Origin of the sequence: Kitasatospora sp. NPDC004669 (assembly GCF_040609455.1) — a bacterium.
In the GTDB taxonomy this organism is placed as follows: domain Bacteria; phylum Actinomycetota; class Actinomycetes; order Streptomycetales; family Streptomycetaceae; genus Kitasatospora.
This window is the reverse complement of sequence record NZ_JBEXKB010000145.1, coordinates 1-9494: the sequence shown is the minus strand read 5'-3', so window position 1 is coordinate 9494 and position 9494 is coordinate 1. Positions and strand designations below refer to the sequence as shown.

Below are 9494 nucleotides of genomic sequence, written 5' to 3'. Positions count from 1 at the left end.
GCGGGTCCCTACGGGCCTTCGGCCCTCCGTTCGCGCCTGACCTTCGGTCAGGCGGCGGACCCGCTCCGCGTGTCCGCACCCGGGCTTCGCCCGGGCGGGCCCGGCGCTCCGCGCCCGGGCTGGCACCACTCCGCTTCGCTCCATGGTGCCGAGGGGCTGATGCCCGTTCGAGTCGCTGAGCTTGAGCTTTGACTGATCTCAAAGCAGGCTAACTGGGTGAAGGGTGGCACGCCGGAGGCGCGTGCAGGCCCGCTTCACTCCTGTTGAATTGGTCTAGCCCTGGGTTCAGATCGGAGTTTCAGCTCCCTCGGGAGATGAGGTGCGCTACCTTGGCAGGGTGAGCATCGGTTCTCGATGTATTAGTCTTGGAGCGTCTGACAATCCCGCCGGAAGCGGGGTCCGCACCCGTGCATTTCGGGTATTCGCCGAAATTCGTGACCAGGGAATGATATCCTGCCGGATAGTCGCTTCGATCGGGCTCGCTTTCAGAGCGTCGGGGTTTCTTTGCCGGTCCGCCGAATGTATCAGTAGGACACTGTCAGCATTTCCCGCGTGGTCCCGGGTGTGGGCTCGGGAATGGGTGAGGGGAGACACGTCTTCGTGAACGTCGTAAAGCCGGGCCTGATGGCCACTCAGTCCGTCGCCGGCGTCTCGCTGCGGGGGCATCAGGAGGAGGCCTTGGAGGCCATCGTGCGGGGTCTGACGCCCCGTCCGGGTCGGCCGGCCTCTCCGAACGGGCTGCGGGTCACGGTGCAGATGGCCACCGGGTCCGGGAAGTCCTACGTGGGGGCCGCGGCCGGGCAGAGACTCGCCCCGCGTGGGACGGTACTGGTCGTGGTGCCGACGCTGGACTTGCTGGTGCAGATGGTCGGCTCGTGGCGGGCCGCGGGCCGTTCCGGGGACATGCACGCGGTCTGCTCGCTGGTCGATTCGGGGCTGCCGTTCGGCGTGATGGCCACGACCAGCCCGCTGATGATCGGTAGGTGGCTCCAGCACGCCGCCAGGCACCGCCGGCCGACCACCGTCTTCGCCACCTACACCTCCGTCGGAGCGGTCGCCGATGCCTACGCCTACTGGGCGCAGCGCCAGGGTGAGCTGCTGCCCCCGCTGGGCCTGATGGTCTGTGACGAGGCGCACCGGTCCTCCGGCAGCGTGGAGAAGACCTGGACCGTGGTGCACGACCAGGCCGAGATCCCGGCGCAGCGGCGGCTGTACATGACCGCGACGCCGCGGATCTGGGCGCCGCCCAGCAGGGCGATGCGGCGGCGTGAGGACGCCCGCCAGCCGCTGCCGGAGGAGCTGGCGGTGTCCATGGACGACCAGCAGGTCTACGGCCCGCAGGTGTTCACCCTGGGCCTGGCGGAGGCCATCGACCGCAAGCTGCTCGCCCCGTTCGAGATCGTGGTCCTGGAACTGCGCGACCCCCTCGGCGACCGCAAGGGGGCCGAGCGGCAGGGCGTGCCCTGGGGGCCGGGCGTGGGCGAGGCCGAGGACGGGAGCGAGGACGAGGTGCCGGCCGCGCGCAGCGCGGCCATCCAGGCCGGGCTGGTCAAGACCATGGTGGAGCGCGGCCTGGAGCGCTGCATCACGTTCCACAACCGCACCATCGAAGCCCGCTACTTCGCCGAGACACTGAACCAGACCGTCGAGAAACTGCACTTCGAGAACCCGCAGAAATACCCCGAAGAGTTCTGGGCACAGTGGCTCTCCGGTGAGCACGACGTCGACTTCCGCAAGAAGGTCATCGCCGATTTTGGGAGCAGCGGTGAGGAGGATGGCCTGAGGCATCGGGTCGTCGCCCAGTGCAAAGTGCTCGGCGAAGGGGTCGATATCCCAGACGCAGATTCTGTTCTTCTACAGGGCCGGGGAAGCATGGTGGATATCGTCCAGGCCATCGGCCGGGCCCTGCGGATGAAGCCCGGCGAGGGAAAGACCGCCTCGCTGATCGTACCGGTCTTCCTCAAGCCCGGCGAGGAGCCCGGGGACATTCTGGAGTCGGACAGTTATGGTCCGCTCGTTCGTATTTTGACTGCTTTGAGATCTCACGATGCACGCGTGGTGGAAGCCCTCGCCGTGCCCCAGAAGTCCGGCAAGCGCACGAAGGGGCGCAGCGCTGAGGCGGCTTCAGGTCCTGGTGAGAGCTGGTCCGGTGAGGTCGGTGCGGGGGCGTTCACGCTGCCGGTCCGGTTCCAGACACCGGTGGACGAGAACGTGCTGGCGCTGTTCATCGCGTCGCGGGTGCTGACCGGTGAGAATCAGTTCTGGCGGGAGGGGATCAACCACGCAAGGCGCTGGCACGAGGAAACCGGTGGGCTCGATGTTCCATATTCCGCAATGGTCGGAGAGGACGGGAAGTTTCCGCTTGGGAAATGGCTGTCGGATAGGCGTGGTGAGCATTCTGTGGGTGAATTGGCGCGTCACCGGGTCGACATGCTGGATGCGCTCGGGATGATCTGGTCCGTGTCCGACGCCCGCTTCGAGGCCGGCCTGGGCTGGGCGCGTGTCTGGGCGAAGGGGCACGGTTCGTCTCTGGCCGCGCCGGCCCGGGCGTCGGTCGGTTCTTATCCGATCGGCACGTGGCTCTCCGAACTACGCGCCGCGGCCCAGGTACCGGCCGACCAGCCGGGGGCCCTCGCACCGGAGCGCCGGGCCGCGCTGGAGGAGATCGACCCCTGGTGGTGCCCGGCCTGGCCGATCACCTGGCAGCGCACCTACGCCGTGGCGCGGCAGTGGTGGCTGGAGGCCGACGGGCGGGTCAACTGGACCACGCTGCCGGTGGACACCGCGTTCGAGGGCGAGCAGCTCGGCCGGTTCGTGCACCGGGTCAGGGCTGAGTGGCCCGATCTGGTGGAGGAGCAGCGCGAGTTGTTGATGGCGATCGGCATCGAGGAGGACCAGGAGCTGACGGCCGCGCGGGCGGCGGCTGCGGCGAAGCCGCGGGTGTCGCACGCCTACCGGTTCCAGCAGGGCTTGGCCGCCCTCGCCGCCTTCGTCGAATGGGAGGGCCACGCACGTGTTCCCCGTTCCTTCAAGGCCGCCGAGGGGCTGTCGCTGGGTGCCTGGCTGAACAACACCAAGGCACGCCGGGAGAAGCTCAGCCCGGAGCAGCTCGGGCAGCTCGCTGCGCTCGGGGTTGAGTGGGCGGCGGAGGGGGCGTGAGCGGCGCGCCGTGGTTCTGGCTGTGGTGGTTGCGGCAATGGCCGGGTAGGCCGTACGGGCCTGCCCGGGTGCCGGAGGCATCGGCTTTCTACTGCATGACTTCCAGGTGCGGGTGGTCGAAGGAGGTCGGGCAGTGGTAGAGCTGCATGTTGTAGCTCCGCCCGATGTTGATGCCGATGTTCTGCTTGCTGTTCCGGTCGTCGACGGGGTCCCAGCCGCTGCCGTCCAGAGCACTGGAGGCGATGGTCAGCAGCGGGCTCATGACGGATTCGCAGGCGGTGCACCGTATGACCGCCGGATCGCTGAAGCTCCACGGTCCCCAACCGCCGATCTTCCACCCGGGGGCGACGGATAGCTCGTACTGGTAGTAGCTCTCGGCGTACCGGTACCTCGGGTCGGTGCCGGTGAACTCCCGCTCGCACCAGTCCTCGATCCGCTCCACCAGGCCCCGTTCGAGCTCCAGCGGTGCCGGGTACTCCGTCACCGTCTCGGGGTGCAGGACGCACGGCTCGGGCACGTAGTCTCCGTAGTGCCCCACGTCGGCCGGCAGCGGCGGATTGGTCAGCAGCGCGTCGACCTTCGTGGAGGAGCGCCACACCAGATGGGTGGCTGGCATCCACTCCGGGTCGTGGTTCAGCGGGCACCACAGTACCTGCAGCAGGTCTGTGTCCTCGGGACACGGCAGCGAGGGGATGTCCCGTGTCCAGAGCTGGGCTACCGGGAGCAGGGCGTTCGGGCCCGTACTCCACGGATGTCCCTCCCGCGTCGCCTTGAGTGTCGCTCGCTCCTGTGCGGTCGGGCTCCCGTCGGTCCAGCCTCGCTTGAGGATGCTGCGGCGCGCCCGCACATCGGCCAGCGACACCGGCAGCCCGCTGTCCTCGGGGTGCGGTCCGGCGCACATCGGCCACGGCTCGTCGGCCGGCCACAGCAACGGGCCGCCGACCGAGCTGTCGTGGACGGTCGGCTCGCCCAGGCGCGGGTGCAGACGCACCGTCTGCCGTGCCAACGGCACCAGCTCCGGGAAGACCGCGGCGATATCCACCCGGCGTGGTGGGGTCACATGGGCCATCAAGGGCCTCTCGATTTCAGCTGACGGCAGACCGACACACGGACCCTAGCCGCCACCACTGTCAGGGGTCAGGTGGGGCGGGTTGTGCTGAGGGTGTTCAGCGGCTCGATCTGTTGCCGGTTGAGCGGGCCGGTCCAATTCATGGCCTTCCCTCGTGGGTGGCTATCTGCGTCGGGCAGCTGGGTGTGGGCCGGTTTTGGGCCCGCGCCGCGCACGTCGCCACGCTGCGCGACAGTACCGACTCCGTCGCCCGGCTGCTGGCCCGCATCGAACAGAGCGACCCGGAGGCCGTCGGGACGGCTGCGCGGCCGCCGTTGTCACTCGACAAGACGCCGGAAGGGACGCGTAGCCGCCTCACGGCAGCATGGTGGCTTCCATGAAGCTCACGGAGCGCGGATCCCGGGGGTCGACCTCGATCACCTCCCCCGCGAAGACCACGAACTGGTGCCACCACCCCCCGAGGTTGCCGCTGGGGAACATCGTCGGCCTCCACGGTTTCGCGTCCGCGAAGACGTACTCGGCCCACCGGTTGTCGGCGTTCGGCGGTGCGTGGAAATACTTGTCACCCGCCGTCGGCCAGACGGTCACCGCTGCTCCCTGCGCCTTCATCCGCCCGAGGAAGTCCGCACCCGGCGGCCCCATGTCGAAGGGGCTCCACACGATACGGACCTGCAACCGTCCCCGGCGTGCCTGTGCCGTCTTCACCAGCAGGTCGATGCCGGGGACGCGGAAGCCGTTGGTGTCGAAGACGAACACCCGGCCGGCGGAGGCCCGGTTCCCGGCGTCACCGAGCAGTGTCCACAGGGCGAGCCCTCCCGAGCTGTACGCGCCCACCCAGACGTCGTCGGCGAGGTGCAGCGTCCCGCCGGCTGGAGCGGCCGCGCCTGCCTGGGGCGGGATCGGGGGTGGCGATCCGCCCGGTTCGAGGAGCTGTTGTCCGGGCCCGCCGATCGCCCCGCGGCTCCACAGCAGGCGCAGCGCGGCGGCGGTCCGGCCCGCGTTGCCCGGGCCGACGACGCCGCCGTACCCGCCGGGGACGTTGGCCGCCGGCACCGGGAGCAGCAGCAGCCGGACGCTGCGGGTCCGGTCGAGCAGTTTCACCGCGGAACGGTCCAGCGCGTACTCCATGCCGCAGGGAAGGGCCCCGAAGGCGCCGAGCGGGTTGGCGGTATTGGGGCTGTGGTCGAACAGCTGATTGTTGTCGGGCAGCCCGCCGATCTTCCCCCGCTGGGACCGGGTGTGGCCCTGCAGGAGGTAGCGGCAGAGGTTGCGCATGCCCTTGGTGGCGTGCAGCGGTGAGGTCAGCACGCCCGGATCGGTGGAGGGGTAGGAGTAGGCGCTCGCGAGCGGCCGGAGGAAGACGTAGCCGCCCACGGTGGTCCCGTCCGGCAGCGGCAGGTTGTCGGTGGTCTCCTCCGCCTTCCCGAGCTCCTGGGGCGTGCTCGCGAACCACAGCATCGGGACGACCCGGGTGTTGAGCAGGACCCGGAGCCTCCCGGGATTGGCGGTGCAGAGCGGCTCCAGGTACCAGGGGTTGAAGTCGGTCTCGATGTTGTTGTGGCAGATCCGGAAGTGCACGCCCCACCACAGGTTGGTGACGTCGAGGAACTCGGTGCCGACCAGGATCACCGGCCCGCCGGACACGGTGATCAGCGGGTGGCGGCCGAGGAACCGGCCCGTGATTCCGCTCGGACCCCAACTGGGCACCCGTTGACGCACCTCGGAGCCGCCGCCGCGGTTCACCAGTGTCAGCGCGAAGCGCGGGTGCAGGTAGGCGTCGGGCAGCAGCAGGCCCGCGGCGCCGATGGTCAACCGCTGGACGACGGACAGCACTTCCTCGTCGTTCTGCCCCACTCGCAGCCGGACGGTGAAGGTCAGCCGCAGGGCCCGCGCGTCGTCCGGCACGGTGAAGGCGGTCTCGGTGTTCGACGGGGTGCCGGTCGTCGGACAGGGCCTCCCGGTGCCGGGGCTGTCCCAGCCGGCCTGCTCGGCGGCGGTTAGGGAGGCCAGGTCGAGGTCCACCGAGCCGTCGGGGTCGCCGCCGAACGAGCGGCGCCGCAGCAGGAAGTGCTCGTTCTCGCCGGGCTGCCGCCAGCGGACGGTCGCGGTGAAGGCCATGCCGGGCTCACTGCTGTTGTCCGGTCTTGGGGTCGTAGCTGACCTGTACGGCCACGACCTGGTCGGTGGGCAGCACCTCGACCCACTGGTCGAAGATCTGGTACGGATCCGCGTCGCGGAACCCGCCGGCCAGCGGGTCGAATCCGGTCTCGAAGGCCTTCTCCGTGGCGAGTTCGTTCGACATGTCGGCGTTGGTGGTCCGCAGATCGGCGGTGAGGAGTTGTAGCACCTCGCCGACCTTCTTCCCCTGGTAGGAGGTCGGGTCGCCCGGCTGGGCCACGTAGGGCTGGCCGAGGGCGGCCTCCCCCTCGACCTGGGCCTGGGCGAGCCAGGCGAGGGCCTCCTCCTCACGGCCGGGCCGCACGGGCAGGACGGCCTTGGCCCAGGCGGCGTTGAGGAACTCGTTGCGCCGCGCGTCGCCGTCGATCTGGATCAGCCAGCCGAGCGAGCTGCCCATGGGAGCGGGTTGGGTCTCCTCGGTGATGGCGTAGTCGACCCGCCATTCGAGGGTGGCCTGGCCGACCGGGTCGAGGGCGTTGTCCACGTCGGTGCGCGAGTACCAGCCGGCCACGGTCAGGCCGTCGAGGGACGGCGGTTCCGGGATCGGGTACCGGCCGCGGCTGTCCTTGTTGGGGTGCGGTCGGGGCGGCGGCGCAGCGGCGGCGCCGACCGTGGTCGGACGCCAGTAGTCGGGCGCCATGAAGTACAGCATCTCGTCGACGTCGAAGATCTGCCGGATCAGTTCGGAGCCGAGGTGGGCGTCCTGGAACAGTTCCAGTTGGCCGATCAGTCGGCCGAAGACGCTCTGGCGCTCCTCGTTGCGGAGGTCCTCGAAGGGCCGCTGGCGCATCGAACTCACCAGCTTGAGCCGGTCCCGGACGGCGTTGGCGAAGCCGTCCCGCTGGACCTGGGTGACCTGTTGGTTGTAGGCCTCCAGGTCCGCCTGGTACTGGTCGTGCGCCGGATCTGTGGCCGGCGGCTTCCAGGTGAGCGAGAAGGTGAGCTGGGCGAGGTGGGCGTCACCGGAGTTCAGGAAGTCCGCCATCACGCCGAACCGGCCGGTGTCCGCGTTCAGTATCGTGATCGGGTCGTGGGCGATGAACTTGGTGTCACCGCCACCGGACTTGGCCGCCTTCAGAGCCACACCGACCAGGGTGAACCCGGGCGCCGGCGGATCCGCTGTGAACTCCGCGGTCGACACCATGTGGTCGTTGAAGTTGTAGCTGATGATCTCGTGGATCCCCTCGGAGGTAACGCTCGGGAACGGGAAGTCCTCGTTGATCGGGATGTCGTTCGGGGTGCCCGGGGTCTTGCGGATCGGGAAGGGCCCGGTGAACTCGGTGATCTTGACCTCCAGGGGCGGGGGCGGGTCCGGCTTCTTCAGGCCTGACAGGTCCGGTGCGGCCACCACGTGGATCAGGTCCCCCATGCCGAGATCGCGCCCGGGCCCGTCCAGGTAGACCTGCCAGCACAGCCGCGAGCCGATGTGCTGCAGTTGGACGCCCACCTTGCGCATCTTCCGGCGGAGTTCGTAGTTGACCAGCTTGTCGGTGGTGTTCTGGACGACGTAGCGACGGCTCGTGGTGTCCGTGCTCTCGGTCACCGTCTTGAAGGTCGTCTTGAAGTTCCGTCTGATCTCGCTGCTCGCCTTGGAGCTCTGGGCGCGGCTGTGCTTGTGCGTCTGCTCGGACGAGGTCTTGACCGTGGTGGAGGTGTTGAAGCTCGCACTCGCCTCTGCGTGGAAGACGGCCGCGCTGCCTCCGGCGCTCGCGCCGACGCCGAGTTTGGTGTCGTTCGCGTGGTCCTCCTTCACCGCGTCGGCCAGGTCGTCCTGGCTGGTCAGGCTCTCCTCGGCCTTGCGGGATTCCTCCGTGGACTGCTCGGCGGTCTGTTCGACCAGGGTGCGCCGCGTGCTGGTCTCGATGACCTCCACCGTGCCGCCCGGGCTGATCCACAGATGACCGGCGGGCGGGCCGAGGAACGTGTCGAACTCGAAGAAGTACTGCCGGAACAGGTTGACCAGGCCCACCGGTGAGAGCACTCCCGGTATGGCCGTCTCGAAGCGGGATGCCAGCGCGGCCAGGGCGTCGCCCTCCAGGGCGCGGGCGGACTCCCCGGAGAACGCCTGGCGGCCGAGGCCGGCGAGGGCCGCGTCACCGGAGCCCCTGGCGGCCCGCAGCGCACTCTGCAGCCCGTACCAGCCGGCCAGCGGCTGGAACACCCCGAACACCTCACTGCTGTACGGCAGTGTCCCGGCGAAGTCGGACAGCGGGCGGCCGTTGGACACGGGCGCCCCCACCGCGGGCGCGGGGAGGAGCTGGAGGATCTGGGGCGCGCTGTTCGTGTTGGTCATGTAAGGCACCGGAGCCAGTGCCTGGCCCGTCGGCGCCTTCGCCAACAGCAGCTCGTAGCTGCTGTCGGTACTCGGCGCCACGAACGAGATCGTCTGCGTGCCCGGTGCGGTGGCCTGCCGTACCGCGTACTGGCGGGTCGAGGTCTGGTCCCGCTGGATGGAGATGCCCTGGAGCTGCGGCAGGGCGGGATAGGACTCCTGGCCCTTTACGTCGACCGTCGCGGGCATGCCGAGGGCGACCTGCACGCCCGCCGGGAGGTCGCCACCGCCGCTGGCGCCGGGCCCGTTGGACGAGACCTGGTAGGACCAGATGCTGTATCCGGTTCCCACCGCGGGTGAGGGCACCGCGGCTTTGCCCAGGAATGTGACGATGAGCATCGATATCACTTCCCGCGAGTGCGGAGCCGGGAGTGTGCGTGCACGACCATCGTCACCCCGGCGCTCCCCCGATTCAAACCGGTGGAACTCCGCTGCGGGCGTGAACAACGCTACGACGCCCGACAGTTGGTAACCTTCCGTCACGCTCATGACGGTCTGCGACGACCTTCCGGGAGGGCAGCGGGCCCGGCACCAGCTCTGCAGGTCGTCACGCCCAGCGATAATCCGAGCGAGCCGGAACCCCCTGGGCTAAGTGGTCGCCTCCGGAGATCCTTCGGGGGTTGACTCCGGAGGCGGCGTCGTGTGGGGCTGGTCAGATGTCGGGGGGGCTGGGAGGTAGAGGGCTCAGGCACAGTCCAGAGCGTGCCGCCTCCGGGGCCTGGTCCTCAGGCGGGGCGCTTGGCCATGACGACCACG

The 9494-nt window shown here is 69.3% G+C and carries 4 protein-coding genes; 1 reads left to right on the top strand and 3 read right to left on the bottom strand.

The features are described 5' to 3' along the window. Positions 1-624 precede the first annotated feature (624 nt). Positions 625-3159, top strand: coding sequence for a Helicase associated domain protein (locus ABZW30_RS45600; protein ID WP_355677241.1), 2535 nt, complete (start codon positions 625-627; stop codon positions 3157-3159). A gap of 88 nt (positions 3160-3247) precedes the next feature. On the opposite strand, the gene ABZW30_RS45595 is transcribed toward ABZW30_RS45600, so the two are convergent. The 3 genes from ABZW30_RS45595 to ABZW30_RS45585 all read right to left on the bottom strand — a co-directional run bounded on the left by ABZW30_RS45595 (position 3248) and on the right by ABZW30_RS45585 (position 9077). After that, positions 3248-4228, bottom strand: coding sequence for a hypothetical protein (locus ABZW30_RS45595; protein WP_355677240.1), 981 nt, complete (start codon positions 4226-4228; stop codon positions 3248-3250). A 354-nt stretch (positions 4229-4582) separates the two neighbouring features. Continuing rightward, the gene (locus ABZW30_RS45590) at positions 4583-6346 is read right to left on the bottom strand and encodes a hypothetical protein (RefSeq protein WP_355677239.1); all 1764 of its coding nucleotides are present in this window, start codon (positions 6344-6346) and stop codon (positions 4583-4585) included. Positions 6347-6353: 7 nt separating this feature from the next. After that, positions 6354-9077, bottom strand: a complete 2724-nt coding sequence (locus tag ABZW30_RS45585) for a hypothetical protein (RefSeq protein WP_355677238.1) — start codon at positions 9075-9077, stop codon at positions 6354-6356. Positions 9078-9494 lie beyond the last annotated feature (417 nt).

What these genes read in the sequence shown, in the direction of transcription:
- ABZW30_RS45595 (WP_355677240.1), bottom strand. Translation starts at nt 4,228, where the DNA reads ATGGCCCATGTGACCCCACCACGCCGGGTGGATATCGCCGCGGTCTTC.
- ABZW30_RS45585 (WP_355677238.1), bottom strand. Translation starts at nt 9,077, where the DNA reads ATGCTCATCGTCACATTCCTGGGCAAAGCCGCGGTGCCCTCACCCGCG.
- ABZW30_RS45590 (WP_355677239.1), bottom strand. Translation starts at nt 6,346, where the DNA reads ATGGCCTTCACCGCGACCGTCCGCTGGCGGCAGCCCGGCGAGAACGAG.
- ABZW30_RS45600 (WP_355677241.1), top strand. Translation starts at nt 625, where the DNA reads ATGGCCACTCAGTCCGTCGCCGGCGTCTCGCTGCGGGGGCATCAGGAG.